Annotated in this window: 18 protein-coding genes; 14 read left to right on the top strand and 4 right to left on the bottom strand. The window is 58.1% G+C overall.

Annotated elements, in window-relative coordinates; all coding sequences use genetic code 11:
* Positions 1 to 153 precede the first annotated feature (153 nt).
* The 5 genes from efeU to lpxO all read left to right on the top strand — a co-directional run bounded on the left by efeU (position 154) and on the right by lpxO (position 6,110).
* The gene (efeU, locus tag EGY12_RS21045) at positions 154 to 999 is read left to right on the top strand and encodes an iron uptake transporter permease EfeU (RefSeq protein ID WP_123895251.1); all 846 of its coding nucleotides are present in this window, start codon (positions 154 to 156) and stop codon (positions 997 to 999) included.
* A 20-nt stretch (positions 1,000 to 1,019) separates the two neighbouring features.
* On the top strand, positions 1,020 to 2,156 hold the full coding sequence (gene efeO / locus EGY12_RS21040; protein ID WP_123895250.1) for an iron uptake system protein EfeO: 1,137 nt from the start codon (positions 1,020 to 1,022) through the stop codon (positions 2,154 to 2,156).
* A gap of 11 nt (positions 2,157 to 2,167) precedes the next feature.
* Complete coding sequence (gene efeB, locus EGY12_RS21035; protein ID WP_123895249.1) at positions 2,168 to 3,466, top strand: iron uptake transporter deferrochelatase/peroxidase subunit; 1,299 nt, start codon at positions 2,168 to 2,170, stop codon at positions 3,464 to 3,466.
* Positions 3,467 to 4,183: 717 nt separating this feature from the next.
* Positions 4,184 to 4,972, top strand: coding sequence for a phosphate starvation-inducible protein PhoH (phoH, locus tag EGY12_RS21030; RefSeq protein WP_015378226.1), 789 nt, complete (start codon positions 4,184 to 4,186; stop codon positions 4,970 to 4,972).
* Positions 4,973 to 5,207: 235 nt separating this feature from the next.
* Positions 5,208 to 6,110, top strand: coding sequence for a lipid A hydroxylase LpxO (gene lpxO, locus EGY12_RS21025; protein ID WP_025303230.1), 903 nt, complete (start codon positions 5,208 to 5,210; stop codon positions 6,108 to 6,110).
* 36 nt (positions 6,111 to 6,146) lie between these two features.
* On the opposite strand, the gene chaA is transcribed toward lpxO, so the two are convergent.
* Both chaA and EGY12_RS21015 read right to left on the bottom strand, forming a co-directional pair.
* Positions 6,147 to 7,250 carry a sodium-potassium/proton antiporter ChaA gene (gene chaA / locus EGY12_RS21020; protein ID WP_025303229.1) on the bottom strand — a complete coding sequence of 368 codons (1,104 nt, stop codon included), beginning with the start codon at positions 7,248 to 7,250 and terminating at the stop codon, positions 6,147 to 6,149.
* A 294-nt stretch (positions 7,251 to 7,544) separates the two neighbouring features.
* Positions 7,545 to 8,363 (bottom strand): siderophore-interacting protein, encoded by an 819-nt coding sequence (locus tag EGY12_RS21015; RefSeq protein ID WP_123895248.1) that lies wholly within the window; start codon positions 8,361 to 8,363, stop codon positions 7,545 to 7,547.
* A gap of 130 nt (positions 8,364 to 8,493) precedes the next feature.
* On the opposite strand from EGY12_RS21015, the gene chaB reads away from it, so the two are divergent.
* From chaB to cbl, 3 genes are all read left to right on the top strand, one after another.
* Complete coding sequence (gene chaB / locus EGY12_RS21010; RefSeq protein WP_123895247.1) at positions 8,494 to 8,721, top strand: putative cation transport regulator ChaB; 228 nt, start codon at positions 8,494 to 8,496, stop codon at positions 8,719 to 8,721.
* 252 nt (positions 8,722 to 8,973) lie between these two features.
* A complete protein-coding gene (locus tag EGY12_RS21005; RefSeq protein ID WP_123895246.1) occupies positions 8,974 to 9,669 on the top strand; it encodes a gamma-glutamylcyclotransferase in 696 nt (231 codons plus the stop codon).
* Between the two features lie 302 nt (positions 9,670 to 9,971).
* Positions 9,972 to 10,925: an HTH-type transcriptional regulator Cbl gene (gene cbl, locus EGY12_RS21000; protein WP_123895245.1), complete on the top strand. Its 954-nt coding sequence runs from the start codon at positions 9,972 to 9,974 to the stop codon at positions 10,923 to 10,925.
* A 42-nt stretch (positions 10,926 to 10,967) separates the two neighbouring features.
* Here cbl and EGY12_RS23510 read toward each other — a convergent pair whose 3' ends face one another.
* Together EGY12_RS23510 and EGY12_RS23505 are read right to left on the bottom strand one after the other, a co-directional pair.
* Complete coding sequence (locus EGY12_RS23510; protein ID WP_253722883.1) at positions 10,968 to 11,192, bottom strand: hypothetical protein; 225 nt, start codon at positions 11,190 to 11,192, stop codon at positions 10,968 to 10,970.
* Complete coding sequence (locus tag EGY12_RS23505; RefSeq protein ID WP_253722880.1) at positions 11,182 to 11,478, bottom strand: hypothetical protein; 297 nt, start codon at positions 11,476 to 11,478, stop codon at positions 11,182 to 11,184. The genes EGY12_RS23510 and EGY12_RS23505 overlap by 11 nt, the downstream gene beginning before the upstream one ends.
* A 511-nt stretch (positions 11,479 to 11,989) precedes the next feature.
* Between EGY12_RS23505 and EGY12_RS20990 the strand changes: the two genes are divergently transcribed.
* From EGY12_RS20990 to EGY12_RS20965, 6 genes are all read left to right on the top strand, one after another.
* The gene (locus EGY12_RS20990; protein WP_123895244.1) at positions 11,990 to 13,558 is read left to right on the top strand and encodes an ABC transporter substrate-binding protein; all 1,569 of its coding nucleotides are present in this window, start codon (positions 11,990 to 11,992) and stop codon (positions 13,556 to 13,558) included.
* Positions 13,558 to 14,613 carry an ABC transporter permease gene (locus EGY12_RS20985; RefSeq protein WP_123895243.1) on the top strand — a complete coding sequence of 352 codons (1,056 nt, stop codon included), beginning with the start codon at positions 13,558 to 13,560 and terminating at the stop codon, positions 14,611 to 14,613. Before EGY12_RS20990 ends, EGY12_RS20985 begins: the two co-directional genes overlap by 1 nt.
* Entirely contained in the window at positions 14,610 to 15,479 is an 870-nt protein-coding gene (locus tag EGY12_RS20980; protein ID WP_123895242.1) for an ABC transporter permease, read from the top strand. Before EGY12_RS20985 ends, EGY12_RS20980 begins: the two co-directional genes overlap by 4 nt.
* On the top strand, positions 15,469 to 16,311 hold the full coding sequence (locus EGY12_RS20975) for an ABC transporter ATP-binding protein (RefSeq protein ID WP_123895241.1): 843 nt from the start codon (positions 15,469 to 15,471) through the stop codon (positions 16,309 to 16,311). Before EGY12_RS20980 ends, EGY12_RS20975 begins: the two co-directional genes overlap by 11 nt.
* A complete protein-coding gene (locus tag EGY12_RS20970) occupies positions 16,308 to 16,979 on the top strand; it encodes an ABC transporter ATP-binding protein (RefSeq protein ID WP_123895240.1) in 672 nt (223 codons plus the stop codon). Before EGY12_RS20975 ends, EGY12_RS20970 begins: the two co-directional genes overlap by 4 nt.
* 132 nt (positions 16,980 to 17,111) lie before the next feature.
* Positions 17,112 to 18,686, top strand: a complete 1,575-nt coding sequence (locus EGY12_RS20965; RefSeq protein ID WP_123895239.1) for an ABC transporter substrate-binding protein — start codon at positions 17,112 to 17,114, stop codon at positions 18,684 to 18,686.
* Positions 18,687 to 18,726 lie beyond the last annotated feature (40 nt).

Here is an 18,726-nt window from a genome sequence, read left to right as displayed (position 1 = left end):
TTGATTAGAAAAAATCACGCTTGCGCCTCTTGTATTTCTTTTTGGCAGAATGATAATCACTCTCGTTGTATTTTACGTTTCTTTACATACTCGCCGCGGCTCATTGCGAGCCGGTTTTCTCTGCCGCCGCGGTCTTTTCAGGGGTGATTAGTTATGTTCGTTCCCTTTCTTATCATGTTCCGTGAGGGTCTGGAGGCCGCGCTGATCGTCAGCCTGATCGCCAGCTACCTGAAACGCACGCAGCGCAGCCAATGGCTGGGCGCGGTGTGGATCGGCGTGATAGTCGCTGCGGCGCTGTGTCTGGCGCTCGGCATCTTCATCAATGAAACCACCGGCGAGTTCCCGCAGAAACAGCAGGAGCTGTTCGAAGGCATCGTGGCGGTGGTGGCGGTGGTGATCCTCACCTATATGGTGTTCTGGATGCGTAAAGTCTCCAAGTCGGTCAAGGTGCATCTGGAAGGGGCGATCGATCAGGCGCTCAACGCCGGTAAAGGGCAGGGCTGGGCGCTGGTGGCGATGGTGTTCTTCGCCGTGGCGCGCGAAGGGTTGGAGTCGGTGTTCTTCCTGCTGGCGGCGTTTCAGCAAGACGTGGGCGCTGCGGCGCCGATCGGCGCGGTGCTCGGCCTGGTGGCCGCCATCGTGCTGGGGATGATGATTTATTGGGGCGGGGTGAAGCTGCACCTGGCCAAATTCTTCAAATGGACCAGCCTGTTCATTCTGTTCGTCGCCGCCGGCCTGGCCGCCGGGGCGATCCGCGCCTTCCACGAAGCCGGCTTGTGGAACCACTTCCAGGACATCGCCTTCGATTTCAGCGGCACCCTGTCGACCCATTCGCTGTTCGGCACCCTGCTGGAAGGCATTCTCGGGTACCAGGAAGCGCCGACGGTCAGCGAAGTGGCGGTCTACTTCCTGTATCTGATCCCGGCGCTGATTTTCTTTTTCCTGCCGCAGCGCGCGGAGCCGGCAGCGGCCCCGGCGCAACGTAAAATCAATCATTAATGTTTAATAGGGAATCTCGTATGTCTACTCCGTTATTTCGCCGTAAGGCGTTGCACGCAGCATTACTGGCTATCCCGGCGTTTGCGCTGAGCATCGACGCGTTGGCGGCGGACGTGCCGCAGGTCAAGGTTACGGTTAACGACAAGCAGTGCGAACCGATGCAGCTGACGGTGCCGGCCGGCAAGACGCAGTTTGTGGTGCATAACACCAGCCAGAAAAACGTCGAATGGGAAATCCTGAAAGGGGTGATGGTGGTGGAAGAGCGCGAAAACATCGCGCCGGGCTTCACCCAGAAAATGACCGCCACGCTGGAAGCGGGCGAATATGACATGACCTGCGGGCTGCTGAGCAACCCGAAAGGCAAACTGACCGTCACCGCGGCAACCAACGGCGCCACCGACGGCAAACCGAACGCGCTGGATCTGGTTGGCCCGATCGCTGAATACAAAGTCTACGTCATCAAAGAAGTCGACGGGCTGGTGAAACAGACCAAGCTGTTCACCGACGCGGTGAAGGCCGGCAACGTGGAACAAGCGCGCAAGCTGTACGCGCCGACCCGCCAGCACTATGAGCGCATCGAGCCGATCGCCGAGCTGTTCTCCGATCTGGACGGCAGTATCGACGCCCGTGAAGACGATTACGAGAAGAAATCGGCGGATCCGAATTTCACCGGTTTCCACCGTCTGGAGAAGGCGCTGTTTGCCGATAACTCGACCAAAGACATGGGCAAATATGCCGATCGTCTGTATCAGGACACCGTTGAACTGCAAAAGCGCGTGGGTGAACTGACCTTCCCGCCGAGCAAGGTGGTGGGCGGCGCAGCCGGGTTGATCGAAGAAGTGGCGGCCAGCAAGATCAGCGGTGAAGAAGATCGTTACAGCCGCACCGACCTGTGGGATTTCCAGGCCAACGTCGACGGCGCGCAGAAGATCGTCAACCTGCTGCGCCCGCTGTTGCTCAAGGCCAACAAGCCGCTGCTGGACAAGATCGACGCCAACTTCAAAACCGTGGACACCATTTTGGTGAAGTACCAAACCAAAGAGGGGTATGAGTCCTATGAGAAGCTGACCGATGCCGACCGCAATGCCTTGAAAGGGCCGATCACCACGCTGGCGGAAGATCTTTCCCAACTGCGCGGCGTATTGGGTTTGGACTGAGGCATACGGTTATGAGCAACAAGGCAGGCCCGAATAATGGGCCTCATCCGCACTTTCAAGGAGCTGCATCCCCTTCACGCCGCCGTTTACTGCAGGGGCTGGGACTGAGCGCGCTGGCGCTGGGTAGTGGCCGTCTGGTGCAGGCGGCGGACAAAGCGGCGGAACCGGTGGCGGCACCGCAGGATGAGCGCTGGCAGAAACAGCCGTTTTATGGCCGCCATCAGGCCGGGGTGCTGACCCCGCAACAGGCGGCGATGATGCTGGTGGCGTTCGACGTGCTGGCGACCAGTAAAGCGGACCTGGAGCGGCTGTTCCGGCTCCTGACCGACCGCATTGCCTTCCTGACCCACGGCGGCAAGGCACCGGAAGTGGATGCCAAGCTACCGCCGCTCGATTCCGGCATCATGGGGCCGGAGATTTACCCGGATAACCTGACCATCACCGTCTCGGTCGGCGCGTCGCTGTTCGACGAGCGCTTTGGCCTGCAGGCGCAAAAACCGCTGCGGTTGCAGAAAATGACTCGTTTCCCCAACGATGCGTTGGACGCCGGGCTTTGCCACGGCGATCTACTGCTGCAGATCTGCGCTAACACCAATGAAACGGTAATCCACGCGTTGCGCGATATTATCAAGCATTCTCCGGATTTGCTCAGCGTGCGCTGGAAGCGGGAAGGGTTTATTTCCGCGCACGCGGCGCGCAGCAAAGGCAAAGAGACGCCGATTAACCTGCTGGGCTTCAAAGACGGCACCGCCAACCCGAAAACCGACGACAAACCGTTGATGGATAAGGTGGTGTGGGTCGGCGACAATGTCGGCGAGCCGGCGTGGACGGTGGGCGGCAGCTATCAGGCGGCGCGCATTATTCGCTTCCGCGTCGAGTTTTGGGATCGTACGCCGCTGCAGGAGCAGGAAACCATTTTCGGTCGCGAAAAGCACAGCGGCGCGCCGCTTGGCATGAAGCATGAACATGACGAGCCGAACTACGCGAACGATCCCGACGGCAAGGTGATCCCGATGGATGCGCACATCCGGTTGGCTAACCCCCGCACGCCGGAAAGCCAAAGCAACCTGATGCTGCGGCGTGGCTACAGCTATTCCCTTGGCGTTTCCAATGCCGGGCAGCTGGAAATGGGGCTGCTGTTCGTCTGCTATCAGGCCGATCTGGAGAAAGGATTCCTGACGGTGCAAAAAAGGCTCAACGGCGAAGCGCTGGAAGAATACATCAAGCCGATCGGCGGCGGATATTTCTTCGTATTGCCGGGCGTGAAAGAGAGCGGCGACTATTTGGCCAGCGGCCTGCTCAAGGCCTGAGTGCGCAATGACGAGGCGGGATCTCCCGCCTCGTTTTACTTTAGCTTGCTTATTACCCGGACATTAAGCGACGGAGTTCAATTCAATCCTTCGCCTGCGGATTAAAAAATCTGAACGACCCGCCGACTTTAGATTGTGCAAAATTTAATCATAAAACCAAAGTGTCATTTGCGGTTTTTAATTGTAATTTATTGATATTAATGTGATTAAAATTTTTATGGAATGACGTGCCGAGCGTGATATAGTGTTTTTGCGCTCACTAAAAACAAAACATATAAAATTTTTTTACATTTTAGTAACGCGACAGGATTGAATGTCATTATACTGTAATCATCTGGCGGTAGTTTTCACACGGTGCACAGCTTGAAGCTGTAAATATCACTGCGGGGATCGCTAATGGTAAAGTCCTTGGTTGGGCTGGAAAGAAAAAATAACACATCTCCCCTGATTTCTCGTTGTAACGAGGGTTCTCTCTCCGACTCTCTTTTACCGGCAACCCCGCACTCTTATCGCTATCGAATCTCATCACTTTTTACTCCACGTTTATTGATGCAGTCCGCGTTGTCCCGTGAAGACACGGCGCTTAAGCGTTGCCGTCGATTCACCTTGTCCCTTGGCTCTTATTGGCTCGGAGGAGGCCAAAACCTAATACGTGTGTGAAACATAATCGCGCGGCCCGGCCGTTGCGGTAGGTGAAACAAACTGTAAGGTGCCACTATGGGTAGACAGAAAGCAGTGATCAAAGCACGTCGTGAAGCGAAACGCGTTATTCGTCGTGACGCTCGTAGTCATCGCCAGCTGGAAGAAGAGTCTGTGACCTCGCTGGTGCAAATGGGGGGAGTCGAGTCTATCGGCATGGCGCGAGACAAGCGCGATAGCTCACCCATCGAGGCTAGAACCGAAGCTCAGGGTCATTACTTATCAGCCATAGAGAATAAGCAGCTGATTTTCGCCACCGGCGAAGCCGGCTGCGGCAAAACATTCATCAGCGCCGCCAAGGCGGCGGAGGCGCTGATCCATAAAGAGGTGGATCGGATTATCGTTACCCGTCCTGTTTTGCAGGCGGATGAAGACCTCGGTTTCTTGCCGGGTGATATCTCCGAAAAATTCGCGCCTTATTTCCGCCCGGTGTATGACATTCTGGTGCGCCGTTTGGGTTCCTCCTTTATGCAGTACTGCCTGCGCCCGGAAATCGGCAAGGTAGAGATTGCGCCGTTCGCTTATATGCGCGGGCGCACCTTCGAAAATGCGGTCGTTATCCTGGATGAAGCCCAGAACGTCACCGCCAGCCAGATGAAAATGTTCCTGACCCGCCTGGGTGAAAACGTGACGGTTATCGTTAACGGCGACGTGACCCAGTGCGACTTGCCGCGCGGCGTGAAATCCGGCCTCAGCGATGCATTGGAGCGCTTCGAAGAGGACGAGATGATCGGCGTCATCCGCTTTGAAAAACAGGACTGCGTACGCTCCGCTTTGTGCCAGCGCACGCTCAACGCTTACAGTTAACCTATCCGCTACTGAAAAAAGGTCGCCTCGGCGGCCTTTTTTATCTGCGCAATTTCCCTTCTCGTTTAACCTTTGTGTAAATTATTGTGGCTTTTTGTATAGATTTTCGTTGAGTTAGCGTTAATGATTAGTGGGTTCCAGATTGGCGCGCAACTTGCGTGCGCCGCCAAAAGGACACTATCTGGGGTGTGCGCCGTGCGGCGCATTGCGTGTGGGTTCTTGATGCGATTCAAACATGAAATATATCATTCTGATTTTGCTTATTTTATGCGTCGTCTATGTGCATTACCGCGGACGGGTTCGCTACAACGTGTGGCGTCAGCTGTCTGACCATTCCACCTTTACCGCACCGCTGAACGTCTTCATGTATCTGTTTTCCCGCGTGCCGACCACGCCGTACCTGAAGCCGGAGCAGTTCCCTGAGCTGGCGGTACTGCGGGAGAATTGGGAAACCATCCGCGACGAAGGACAGAAGCTGATGGAGATCCAGCAGATCAAAGCGTCCGATCAATTCAACGACGCCGGTTTCAACTCGTTCTTCAAGACCGGTTGGAAGCGCTTCTACCTGAAATGGTATGAAGACAGCCATCCTTCCGCCATGACCCTGTGCCCGCAGACCACGGAATTGCTGCGCAGCTTGCCTTCGGTCAAGGCGGCGATGTTCGCCGAACTGCCGGACGGCAGCCGTTTGCCGCGCCACCGCGATCCTTACGCCGGTTCGCTGCGTTATCACCTGGGGCTGATTACCCCCAACGATGACCGCTGCTTCATTGAGGTGGACGGCGAGCGCTACAGCTGGCGCGACGGTGAAGGCGTGATGTTCGATGAAACTTACCTGCACTACGCGGAAAATCAGAGCGGGCAGAATCGTCTGATCCTGTTCTGCGACATCGAACGGCCGATGCGTTATCGCTGGGCGCAGGCGGTTAACCACTGGCTGGGGCGCAATTTGATGAGCGCCGCCACCGCGCCTAACGAAGAGGGCGATCGCACCGGCGGCGTCAACAAGATGTTCAAATACATCTATGCGATACGCCGGGTGGGGAAACGCCTGAAGGCCTGGAACCGCACCGGTTATTACATCATCAAATGGATTTTGTTCGGGGGGATCGCCGCGGCGATATTCTTCTCGGTATAACGAAGACAGGGGCGCACGGTGTGCGCCCCTTTTTGATCAGGCGAAGATAGTCATCATATAGGCGGCGAACAGCGCCAGGTGGGCAGTGCCGTTCAGCACGTTGGTGCGGCCGGTCGAGAACGACAGTTGGCACAGCAGCAGCACTGTCAGCATCACCACGATATGCGGCGTTTGCAGGCCGAAGATCAGCGTCTGTCCAGTCAGGGTGGCGATGATGGTGACCGCCGGAACCGTCAGGGAGATGGTCGCCAGCACCGAACCGAAGAACAGGTTCATGGCGCGTTGCACCTGGTTGTTCAACACGGCGCGCAGTGCCCCCAGCCCTTCAGGCGACAGGATCAGCAGCGCTACCAGGAAGCCGGTGAACTGAGCCGGCGCATTCATTTTGGTCAACAGACCTTCCAGCGGATTGGCGTTGAACTTGGTGACGGCGATAACCGCGATCAGGTGCACGATGAGCCAGGCGGCATGCCAGGCGCTGCTGTGCGAAGAGGGCTTGCCGTGGTGCGGGTCGCCATCGTCGTCTTCATGCTCGTACACGAACAGGCTCTGGTGAGTTTTGGTCTGGATCACCAAGAACACGCCATACATGGCGGCGGAGATCAGTGCCACCAGCAGCGCTTGCCCGGTGCTGAAGTTGCCGCCCGGCAGCGCGCTCGGGAATACCAGCACGATCACCGCCAGCGGGAAAATCGCCATCAGGTACTGTTTGATGCCGCCCAGGTTGACGTACTGGGTGGCGAACTTGCGCCCGCCGAGCAGCAGCGCGAAACCGACCAGGCCGGCGGAAACGATCATGATGATGGAGTACAGCGTGTCGCGCATCAACGCCGGCGCGGCGTCACCGGTGGCCATCAGCGCCGAGATCAGGCTGACCTCGAGGATCACCACCGACAGGCTGAGGATCAGCGAGCCGTAGGGTTCCCCCAAACGGTGCGCCAGCACGTCGGCGTGGCGCACAACGCTGAAGGCGCTGCTGAGGATACCCACCAGCGCGAGAATATTAATGCCAACGATCAGCGGAAAGTTATCGGTGCTGCCCCATAAATTCAACACCACCAGCGCGGCGATGGGGAAGATCAGTGAGTATTCGGTGTGGCGAGACTTGGTGGATCGGCCAGGATCGTGTTGCGACTTCATGAGGGTGGCACTCCTTCTCAAACAGCGTAGCCCGTCAGCGCCGGTCGCCGTGGCACGGCAACTCTGCGTTTCCAGTAGGTATTTTATATTAGGATACACCCGCGGCGCCGGTGTGATGTTGTTTTTATCTGAGAAAGCAATTGCTTGCTTTATGTGATCAGGGTAGCAAAAAAACCGCACGGGGTGCGGTTTTATTTACTTACTTTTACGCAATAACGCCGATTTTTAACGTTAGATTTGAGAAAAGTCGTGTTTACTTGTTTAGTTCGTGGTTAATCAAGGAATATACAGTCGTTAATCGTCAATATTATCCATGATTTCATGCCGTTTATTGTGGTAACCCTCTTCATTTAGTCCCTCACGCCAGTAAGGTACGGCATAAAGACGATTACGATCGCATTGGCGTTCGCGACGCAGGTAGCGGCGCAGCTCTACCACCAGGCGATCTTCACCGGCGAGCCAGAAGTGCGTTTCGCCCTGCGGCAGGGATTGTGCGCGGAAACGGGCGATCAGTTCGTCGGTGTTCTCCGTGCCGCCAACGATCCAATTCACCTCAACGCCGGCCGGTTTCTTCAGATCAATCACGTCGGCGGTGCTGTCGACGCGGACGAAAGCGCTCCCGGCGCTGTGCGGCGGCAGGTTCTCCAGCAGCGCGGCCAGCGCAGGCAGTGAGGAAGGATCGCCCGCCAGGCAGTAGAAATCGGCCGCCGGCAGCATAGGTTTCGGGCCACCTGGGTTGCTGATGCCGATTTTATCGCCGGCTTTCGCCTGGCGTGCAAAATCGACCGCTGGGCCCCGGTGATCGTGAATCGCGAACTCGATGTCCACCTCCGCCAGCTCCGGGCGCACGGCGCGAATGGAATAGGTGCGTACGATAGGACGCACCGCGTCTGCCGCCCACCGTGGACCGTTTTCGGTCAGCGTCGGCAGATCCGGCTGGGTTTGGCCGGCGAGCGGCAAAAATACTTTGATGTGTGCAGCAGCGGCGTTGGCCGGGTAGTAGCGCAGATCGGGGGCGGTAAAGGTGATACGGCGCAGGTGTGGCGTCATGTCCTGTACGGCGCTGACGGCGATCAGGTAGGGGGCGCGTGAGCGAGGGGCTTCGGTAGTCACGGGGATCTCCTTATAGTTCGTTTGGCGGTGAGTATATCATGCCGTTTGATAATGAGAATTGTTTGCTCATTGAGGCGCAGTCGCCTGTGGGCTAGGCTTAAGGTTCACGCAATACGCACGGGAGGACGTGATGCCCTATCAAGACACGAACGACTTGCCGGACAATGTGAAGCATGTGCTGCCGGCCCATGCGCAGACGATCTATAAGGAAGCGTTCAACAGCGCGTGGCAACAATATCAGGATCCTGAGGACCGCCGCGGTGACGACAGCCGGGAAGAGACGGCGCACAAGGTGGCCTGGGCGGCGGTCAAGCAAAGCTATCGCAAGGGCGACGATGAGCGTTGGCACAAAAAGTAACGCCTTTGTGCTCCGGTAAAAATCGCGCAGACGTTATGTTGACCTCGGCAATTAATATTATTGCTGCTCAGTACAAATACTTTTTCACTTTAACGCCGCTTTGCAACTTGATTGCGCGGCGGGAAAAGAATATGGTCATTGTTAATAGGCGCGGTTATTGAATTAATAAAATTCCGTAGCCAAAAATAAAATTGCAAAGATTCAGCAGTGGCGAGGGAGAACGAGAAATCGTATTCCCGGGAGGTTGTAACAGTGTTAACGCGAGATTTTCTGCAAAAAGCGGATTGCAAAACCGCATTCGGCGCTATTGAAGAGTCGCTGTTGCTGACGCCTGAACAGCGCGCAGCCTCGTTGGATTGCACGTTATCGCGTCGGCCGGATCACAGCCCGGTTTGGATATTCGGTTACGGTTCGCTGATGTGGAATCCGGTTTTTGAATCGGAAGAAGTGCGGCCTGCCCTGCTGCAGGGCTGGCACCGCGCGTTCTGCATGCGCCTGACCGCCGGGCGTGGCACGCTGCATCAGCCGGGGCGCATGCTGGCGCTGAAAGAGGGTGGCCAGACTACCGGATTGGCTTTCCGTTTGCCGGAAAGCAAGCTGCGCGAGGAGCTGGAGCTGCTGTGGAAGCGCGAGATGATCACCGATTGTTACGTGCCGACCTGGTGTGAGCTGCAGCTGGAGGGCGGTGAGGTTGTCACTGCGCTGGTGTTCGTGATGAACCCGCAGCACCCCCTGTTTGAGGCAGACACCAGCCACCAAGTGATCGCGCCATTGATCGCCAGCGCCAGCGGCCCGCTGGGCACCAACGCGCAATATCTGTTTGCGTTGGATAACGAACTGAAGCACCACGGCATGCAGGATGATTGCATCGGCGATCTGGTGCGTTACGTACAGCAATGGTTGCAGCAGAACCGCCCCGGCGCTTTCGGGGCGGAGGCCACGGCCTGAGGTGTTTGCGGGTTGGCAGAAAGTGAAGGGCTCAGCACGCTGAGCCCTTTTTAATATATCTAATACCTCTATTTAATAACTATATGCTGCATGATTACTTAAACCTCTTTCTCTGTATGGTTATTTATCTCTTTATTTTTAAAGCCTTTCATCATGTCCCCGCGTCTTCACCACCCGAGAGTTACGCTAAATAATTCACTTAGTATTAAATTGCATAACTAAAGGTTATTTCTTATTTGTTCAGCCCCGCAGGACTCCGTATCAATAATGGCAGACGCTACCGCAAGAAACAGGGAGACGGGATGAACTTTCAACAATTAAAAATTATTCGTGAATCGGCGCGCTGCAACTACAACCTGACCGAGGTCGCCAATACCTTATTTACTTCGCAATCCGGCGTAAGTCGGCATATTCGCGAGCTGGAAGAAGAACTGGGCATTGAAATATTCATTCGCCGCGGTAAGCGGCTGCTGGGCATGACCGAACCCGGCAAAGAGCTGCTGGTGGTAGCGGAACGTATTCTCAACGACGCCAATAACATCCGTCGCCTGGCAGACGTCTTCAGCAGCAACGATTCGGGGCAGCTGCATATCGCGACGACGCATACCCAGGCGCGCTACAGCCTGCCGGGGGTGATCAAAGAGTTTCGTGCGCTTTACCCGCGGGTGCGGGTGGTGCTCAATCAGGGTAGCCCGGAGGAGATCGTCTCGATGCTGGCCGCCGGCGAAGCCGATATCGGCATCGCCAGCGAACGGCTGATGAGCGATGAATCGCTGGCCGCGTTCCCTTATTACCGCTGGCATCACACTATTCTGGTGCCGGAAGGGCACGAGTTAACGCGCCAGCCGCAGGTGACGCTGGAAATGCTCAGCACCTTACCGTTGATCACTTATCGTCAGGGCATTACCGGGCGCGCGAAGCTGGATGCGGCGTTCAAAGCGGCGGGCCTGACGCCGGACATCGCGCTCAGCGCCCAGGACTCCGACGTGATTAAAACTTACGTCGAGCTGGGATTGGGCGTGGGCGTGCTGGCGGACATGTCGTATGAAAAAGAGCGTGACCGCGGGTTGGTCAGCCTCAATGCCGAGCACTTGTTTGAACCGAATACGGTATGGCTGGGTCTGAAACGCAGCCAGCTGCAGCGCAACTATGCCTGGCGCTTTATCCAGCTGTGCAACCCGACGCTGTCGCTGACCGAAATCAAGGACAAGGTGTTCTCGTCACAGCTGGATGCGGCCATCGACTACCAGATTTAATCAGACAACCGGGCCCCGCCGGATTGTCACGGGGAAGGGGGATTAGTCGTCGGTACGTTCGATCAGGTGACGTTTACTTTTTCTGAACGGGCCGATGGCTTCCCATTCCGGGAGTTCTTCGGGCGGACGCGGGTCGGTCAGATCCTTTTTGCCATTTTGGCTTCCTTTCTGCTCGTTATTTATACGCACCTCATCACATTTGGCCCCGTACTTTTCCAGCGATTGTATATACTTTTTCAGTGCGTTGAAGCTGGTTTCACATGTCATGGGGTGTCACCTCAAAGGCGGCCTGACGAGTATACAGCGCCAACACGCGGTGATTGATTGCGTGGCTGATAAGTATGTCCGGCGGAGGCACCGGCGTCAGCCTCTGCTCTTGCAGGTTCAGGCCATACAGATACAGTACCTGCAAGCAGTTGCGCAGCATATTGCCTTTCAGTGGATGTTGCGCTTCACGCAGGGAGAAATTCTCCAACGCGACAAGTTCGATAACGTTCTCTGCCTGGAGATAACGGCACAGGCAAAAGCCGGCGCGGCTGAGCGGGCTGGCCATTTGCCGATGACGAAAGCGAAAATCATCGGCGTTTGGGCATGATATTTAGAAAGAGAGCGCCAATTTAACGTATGCCCGTTTTTTCTGCCTTTTTGCCAGCACCGGTCTTGTACCGTCAGACGAGTCATAAACAGATCCGACTCAAGCAGGACGCTGTTCATGTCTGCCAGTGTTTGCTCTATCGCTCTCTCATGCCGGTGTGAGACGCCATTTTCTGATGGATGGTTTTCCATTTTCCCGTCCCTTGGGTGACCGAGCTCACGTTAATCACCCAATGAAACAGACTCAAACCCCGCCTTTCATCGCTGCGAACTGCGCCGCAAAACAGTTATCCATTGCGGCCAGGTGCTGTGAGAGTGCGATCTGGCGTGCAGTACTCTCTCTAATAATCAAAACCCCATCTATATATACAAAAAGAATATCTATAGTGATTTAAGTACCTTCAGCTGCCGATCGTGCTCGCATACACTCGCGAAATTATTATAAATTCCATCCGCTTGGAGAGTTTCAGATGAAAGCGCTCGTTCCTTCTTTGCTGTTTTTAGCCGTGGCGGCCAGCGTTAACGCGCAGGCGGCGACGCCGGCCAACACGCTGGTGATCGCGCAGTCTATCGATGACGTGGTCAGCTTTGACCCGGCCCAGGGATTTGAGTTAACCACGGTGCAGTCGTTCAACAGTCTGTATCAGCGTCTGATTCAGTCTGATCCGCACAACCCTATCGATCTCAAACCGACATTGGCCAGCAGCTGGCAGGCCGGTGCCGACAATCGCAGCCTGACTTTCAGCCTGCGCCCGGACGCCAAATTCGCCAGCGGCAATCCGCTGCGCCCTGAAGATGTGATCTTCTCGCTTTCAAGGGTGGTGAAACTGAATCTGGAGCCGTCGTTTATCCTGACGCAGCTGGGCTGGAACGCGAAGAACGTGGAGCAACATCTGAGCAAGGTGGATGATCACACGGTAAAAATCAGCTGGAGTGAAAACGTTAGCCCGGCCTTCGTACTCAGCCTGCTGTCAGCGCCGGTATCGTCGATCGTCGATGCCAAAGAGGCGTTGGCGCACCAGCAGGGCGACGATCTGGGGCACCAATGGTTGAACAGCCACTCCGCCGGCAGCGGCCCTTACAAAATCCGTACCTATGTGCCACACGAAGTGGTAGTGCTGGACGCCAACCCCGGCTCGCCGGAAGGGGCGCCGACGCTGAAAACCATCCTGATCAAAAACGTGCCCGATCCGGCTGCTCGCCGCTTGCTGATCGAGCAGGGCGATGCCGATATCGCGCGCAACCTGGGAGCAGACCAGATGGCGGCCTTGAAGGGCAAGCCGGGCGTCAAACCGCTGGCCATTCCTTACGCCTCGCTTTATTTCCTGCAGTTCAACGCCAAGGCGTCGCCGGCGCTTGGCAATCCGGCGTTCTGGGAGGCGGCGCGCTGGCTGTTCGATTACAAAGGCATCGCCGACGATTTGCTGAAAGGGCAGTTCCAAAGCCATCAGGCGTTCCTGCCGGACGGTTATCTGGGTGCGCTCAAGGATCAGCCGTATAGTTTCAATCCGCAAAAAGCCAAAGAGATACTGGCCAAGGCAGGGCTCAGCAACGTCAGTTTCCGTCTGGACGTCAACAACCAACCGCCATACCTGGATATCGCTCAGGCGCTGCAGGCCAGTTTTGCCCAGGGCGGCGTGAAAGTGGAACTGGTGCCTGGCATCAGTTCACAGGTCTCCACCAAGGTGAAATCACTTAACTACGATGCGACGCTGACTTCCTGGGGGCCGGATTATTTCGATCCTAACACCAACGCCGCAGCCTTCGCCTACAACCCGGAAGATGGCAGCAAGACGCTGGCCTGGCGCGCCAACTGGCAGATCCCGGCGCTGAGCAAGCTGACGTTGGCCGCCACCGCGGAAAACGATACCGCCAAACGGGTGGCCGACTATCAGCAGCTGCAAAAACAGGTGCAGCAAAGCTCGCCGTTCGTTATCGGTCTGCAGGCGCGCAGCCTGATTGCGGTGCGTGACAACCTCAAGGGCTATGTGCAGGGCATCAACCCTGACATGGTGTTCTACAGCAAGGTCAGTAAGTAATGGCCGGCGAACTGTCGGCCTCCGCCGGGGTTACCCGGCGGTATTGGCGCTGGGGTGGGCGGCTGCTCGGCGGCGCCTTGTCGTTGGCGTTAACGTTGCTTGGCCTATTGCTGTTCACCTTCATGCTGTCGCACCTGGCCCCGATCGATCCGGCGCTGCAGGTGGCGGGCGATCACGCGAGCGAAGCCACCTATGCGCAGGTGCGGCACGAGCTGGGGTTGGATCAGCCGTTGCCGGTGCAGTTTTGGCGTTATTTGGTGCACCTGGCGCACGGCGATTTGGGCATTTCGCGCATCACCGCCCAGCCGGTATTGAGCGATCTGCTGCGTACCTTCCCGGCGACGGTCGAACTGGCCACCTGCGCCATTATCCTCGGCGCCCTCGGCGGCATTACGCTGGCGTTTCTGGCGGTGCTCAAACCTGGCAGCTGGCTGGATAACGCGGCGCGTTTGCTGTCGTTGGTAGGCTATTCGGTACCGATTTTCTGGCTGAGCCTGCTTGGGCTGCTGCTGTTCTATGCCACGCTGCACTGGTCGGCGGGGCCGGGGCGGCTTGACGACATTTACTTGTACAGCATGGAACCGCGCAGCGGTTTCGTGTTGATCGACAGTTGGCTGTCCGGCGATCGCGAAATGTTCTACAACGCCATCGGCCACCTGTGGCTGCCGGTAGTGGCGTTGGCGCTGCTGTCGATGGCGGGCATTACCCGATTGCTGCGGGCGGCGATGCTGGAAGAGTGCAACAAGGAATACGTGACGCTGGCGCGTTCCAAGGGTGCCGGCCGCCTGCGCATTCTGCTGCGGCACGTGTTTCCCAACGTGCTGGGCACGCTGATCACCGTGCTGTCTCTCTCCTATGCCAGCCTGTTGGAAGGGGCGGTATTGACCGAAACGGTGTTCGCCTGGCCCGGCGTCGGGCGTTATCTGACCTCGGCGCTGTTTGCCGCCGACACGCCGGCGATCCTCGGCGCCACGTTGCTGATCGGCACCTGTTTCGTGTTGTTGAATGCGCTGGCCGACGCCTTGACCTATTTAGTGGATCCGCGAACCCGATGAGCCAATATCTCTCTGAACACGAACCGCAAAGCGAGCCGGCCATCGGTTACCGCAGCGGTCGCCGTCTGACCACGCTGACGCTGGGCGCGGCGCTGGTGGCGATTCTGATCGTCACCGCGCTGCTGGCCCCGTGGCTGGCGCCTTTCGATCCCAATCTGCAGCATATCGAGCTGCGGTTATTGCCGCCTTCCGCCGCACATTGGCTGGGCACCGACGGCTTTGGCCGCGATTTGCTCTCCCGCGTGATTTACGGCGCGCGGCCAACGCTGATTCTGGTGTCGCTGATTTTGGTGTTGACCATTCCCATCGGCCTGTTGGTCGGCATTTGCGCCGGCTACCTTGGCGGCTGGGTAGAGCGCATTTTGATGCGTCTGACCGACATTTTCCTGTCGCTGCCGAGTCTGGTGATAGCGCTGGCGTTCGTGGCGGTCATGGGGCCGGGGCTGATGAACGGCGCACTGGCGCTGGCATTGACCAGCTGGCCGGCCTTTGCCCGCCAGGCGCGGGCCGAAACCCTGGCGCTGCGCCGCAGCGACTACCTGGCGGCGGCGCGCATGCAGGGCATCAACGGGCTGCGGTTGATGGTCGGCCACATTTTGCCTTTATGCCTGCCGAGCGCGGTGGTGCGCGCGGCGCTGAGCCTGGGTGGCATCATTTTGTCCGCCGCCGGTCTGGGGTTTCTCGGCATGGGCGTCGCGCCGCCGACCGCCGAATGGGGCTCGATGGTGGCCGAAGGCAGTAAAGTGATTTTCGACCAATGGTGGGTCGCCGCCGCACCGGGCGGGGCGATCCTGTTCGCCAGCCTGGCCTTTAACCTGCTGGGCGATGGCCTGCGCGACAAAATGGATCCTCGTCATGGGCACTGATAACACCTTATTGACCGTCGAACGCCTGGCGATTGGCGTACCGGGGCCACAGCCGGTGGCGCTGGTGAAAAATATTTCGTTCAGCATGGGACGGGAGCGGCTGGCGCTGGTCGGAGAGTCCGGTTCCGGCAAGTCGTTGACCGCGCGTGCGCTGATGGGGTTATTGCCGCCGCCGTTGCAGCTGCAGGCGCAGCGTCTGACGTTGGGCGATGAAGACTTAACGCGCCTGAGCGAGCGCCAGTGGAGCCGCCTGCGCGGCGACCGGGTGGCGATGGTGATGCAAGATCCCAAGCATGCCCTGAATCCCAATCAGCCAATCGGCCGCCAGGTGGAGGAGCCGCTGGTGCTGCATGCGAAGCTGAGTCGCGCCGAACGGCGTGAAAAAGTGCTGGAGATGCTGGCGGCGGTGGGCTTGCCCGATCCGGCGGGGCTGTGCCGCCGCTATCCGCATCAGCTCTCCGGCGGCATGGGACAGCGGGTGATGCTGGCCATTGCGCTGATCAACGATCCGCAGTTGCTGATTGCCGACGAACCCACTTCGGCGCTGGATCATCAGATGCGCGATCAGGTTCTGCAACTGATAGAAAATCTGGTGGCGCAACGCAATATGGGCCTGATCCTGATCAGCCACGATTTGCAACAGGTGGCGCACCACTGCGAGCGTGTGCTGGTGATGTACAAAGGCGAACTGTTGGATCAACTGCCGGCGGCGGAGCTGGCGCAGGCCTCGCATCCTTATACCCGCACCCTGTGGGCGTGCCGGCCGAGCCGCGAGACGCGCGGCAAGCCGTTGCCCGTGTTGGATCGCGCGCTGTTGGAGACGTTGAAATGAGCGTGATCGCACTGGAGAAACTGAGCGTCAGTCACCGTCAGGGCTACGAGCTGCGCACCGTGGTGCATGGGGTTAACTTGCGCATCGAACCGGGTGAGTGTTTCGGGCTGGTGGGGCCTTCCGGCTGCGGCAAGTCCTCGTTGCTGTGGGTGCTGGCCGGGCTGAACGGCAGCTGGCAGGGAGGCTTTGAGTTGCTGGGGCGGCAGCTGCAGCCGGGGCAGGCGTTTACCGGCGAACTGCGGCGCGAGGTGCAGATGGTGTTTCAGGATCCTTATGCATCGCTACACCCCAAACACCGGCTTTTGCGCACGCTGTCGGAGCCACTCAAACTGCTGAAGGAAAGCGACATCGAACGCAAAATCAGCGCGGGCTTTCGCCAGGTCGGGTTGGATCCGCGCCTGCTGGATCGCTACCCGCATCAGCTGTCGGGCGGCCAGCGGCAGCGCGTGGCGATCGTGCGCGCATTGTTGTTGCGGCCGAAGCTGTTGCTGCTGGATGAGCCAACCTCGGCGTTGGACATGTCGGTGCAGGCTGAGATCCTTAACCTGCTCAACGAACTAAAACAGGCGGGCGATCTGACTATGGTGCTGGTCAGCCACGATGCGGACGTAATCGATCACATGTGCGATCGCGCGGTGGCGATGGCACACGGACGCATCATGGCTTGAATTCGTGCCCGCCAACGCGGCGGGCATATCCATCTTGGTAATAAATAAAGCAATTTATCGTCGTTCTGCCGTTAATTCTTACCCCCTACACTCGACAAACAGCGCAACCGCGTGATTGTGGAGAGTGTATCGATGAAACGGTTAATCCCAACCTTATTGTTTGGCGCGATGGCGGCCGCTTTCGGCGCGCAGGCCGCCACCCCGCAGGATACCTTGGTGGTCGTCAGTTCGCTGGAGGGCATTATCAGCCTCGATCCGGCGGAGAGTTTTGAAACCGTCAGCTCGGCCAATCTGGTCAACCTCTATCAGCGCCTGGTGGCACCGGATCGCAATGCGCCGCAAAAGCTGGCACCGGACGCCGCAGGCAGTTGGCAAGCGGGCGCCGATGGCCGCAGCCTGATCTTTACCCTGAAACCGCAGCAACGCTTTGCTTCCGGCAATCCGCTGCGGCCTGAGGACGTGATTTTCTCGCTGGTTCGCGCGGTGAAGCTGAACAAGGCGCCGTCGTTTATCCTCGGTGAATTTGGCTGGACGCCGGATAACGTTGAGCAGCAGCTGAAGAAGGTGGGGGATAACCAGGTGCAACTCAGTTGGCCGGCCAACATCGGCAGCGAGCTGGCGCTGCGCCTGCTGACGGCGAATGTGGCCTCGATCGTGGATGAGAAGCTGCTGAATGAGCACGCGCAACAGGGGGATTACGGCAATGCCTGGTTGCACAGCCATTCCGCCGGCAGTGGCCCGTATCGGGTGAACAACTATGTGCCGCACGAGGCGCTGCTGTTTGGCCGCAACGACTATGCGCCGTCGCCGGCCAGGCTGAAAACGGTGTTGTTCAAGAATGTCAGCGACGCCGGTACTCGCCGCTTGCTGCTGCTGAAAGGGGATGCCGATGTGGCCTACGATCTGGGGGCCGATCAGTTCGACTCGCTGCGCAATGCGCCCGGCGTACGCATCGAGCAGGCCGATGCGCCCAGAGTGTATTACCTCGGTTTCAACACCGGCAGCAAAGACAATCCGTCGCTGGGCAACCCTGCATTATGGCAGGCGGCGCGTTGGTTGGTGGATTATCAGAGCATCGCCGAGCAGCTGCTGAAAGGACAATATCGCGTGCATCAGGCCTTCTTGCCGCAGGGATTGGACGGAGCGCTCGACGAGCGGCCGTTTAAGCTCGATGTCGCCAAGGCCAAACAGATCCTGCGTGAGGCCGGCATTGCCGAAGGCACGCGCATCAGTCTGATCGTCATTAACCAGCCGCCGTATACCGACATCGCGCAGGCGCTGCAAGCCAGCTTTGCGCAGGCCGGGCTGCGGCTGGATATCCAGCCGGTGGTGGAGAGCGATTTGTGGGGCAAAATGCGTGGCCGCGATTTTCAGGCGATTTTCACCTACTGGGGTGCCGACTACCTGGATCCGAACACCAACGCCAGCGCCTTTGCCTACAACGTACCGGGCGGGCCGAAAACCCTGGCCTGGCGCACCCAGTGGAGCATTCCGGCCATCAGTGCGCAGACGCGTGCGGCGGCTGCGGAGGGCAACAGCGCCGCACGCGGCGCACGTTACGTCGCGCTGCAGCGGGAATTACAGGTTAGTTCGCCCTATGTGGTGACGCTGCAAGGGCAAACGCTGGTGGCATTGCGGGACAATGTTGAAGATGCCCGGGTGGATATCGCCAACAGCATGCTGTATCTGGACCGGGTGAGTAAGTAGCGACAGCGCCGCGCGCCTGGCCGAGCTTTGTGTCGCGTCG

Source organism: Serratia sp. FDAARGOS_506, assembly GCF_003812745.1.
Classification (GTDB): domain Bacteria; phylum Pseudomonadota; class Gammaproteobacteria; order Enterobacterales; family Enterobacteriaceae; genus Serratia.
This window is presented reverse-complemented; position numbering and strand designations above follow the sequence as displayed.